This window comes from Pseudomonas sp. MD195_PC81_125 (assembly GCF_014060985.1).
Taxonomy (GTDB): domain Bacteria; phylum Pseudomonadota; class Gammaproteobacteria; order Pseudomonadales; family Pseudomonadaceae; genus Aquipseudomonas; species Aquipseudomonas parakoreensis.
The window spans coordinates 1-599 of the sequence record NZ_JABULD010000732.1 but is presented as its reverse complement, the minus strand read 5'-3'; the positions used below and the strand labels follow the sequence as shown (position 1 = coordinate 599).

At 55.3% G+C, this 599-nt stretch carries 1 protein-coding gene; it reads right to left on the bottom strand.

The genetic code is table 11. The annotated features are described in order from the left end of the window. On the bottom strand, positions 1-599 hold a 599-nt coding region (locus tag HT737_RS28595), incomplete at both ends, for a hypothetical protein (RefSeq protein ID WP_182404496.1).

The window sequence follows — 599 nt, the reverse complement described above, 5'->3', positions numbered from 1 at the left end:
ACTTGGCTATCGTCGCGTCCGAGTGTGTGTCGCAGCCCATTCACGTCAGTGTCGATCTGGATGGCGATATGCTCGTGGCCAACGGCGGGTCGGGTACGGCCAATGACCTCAAGGTAGGGCTCGGGCAGTCCGATGTCGTCTACACGTCGTATGCCCACTTCACTCGCGTCGAAGGTCTGTTTGTCGACCGTTCCCGTGAATGTACCGGTGCCTCCCGGTTCTGCAGTGTCGAAGCCAAAGAGATCGAAACTGCCTTTGCTTATTTCGAATCTCAAGTCGCCAGAGCCGACACGGTAATCGAACGTGCCCCACAAGCGGCTTTGCGTCGTGTCGAAATGCACCTGCAGCGAACCTTCATTCGACGCCAGGGATTCGTTTTCCGGGAAGCGTGAGTAGCGACCCTGTGCCTCAGAGGATGGGGTCAGTGGAAAAGAGTATTCCCGACCATCGCCTGCAAGGTCAGAGGGAAAAGAGAGATCAATGTACCGCTCACGGTTGTTTTCCAGCGGCATTCTGGCCGCAACTTTGTACTTGGCCTCAACGATAGTGACCTTGAGGTCTGTTTCTGCAAGGAAACTCAAAGACGGTTCTTCGTTGAT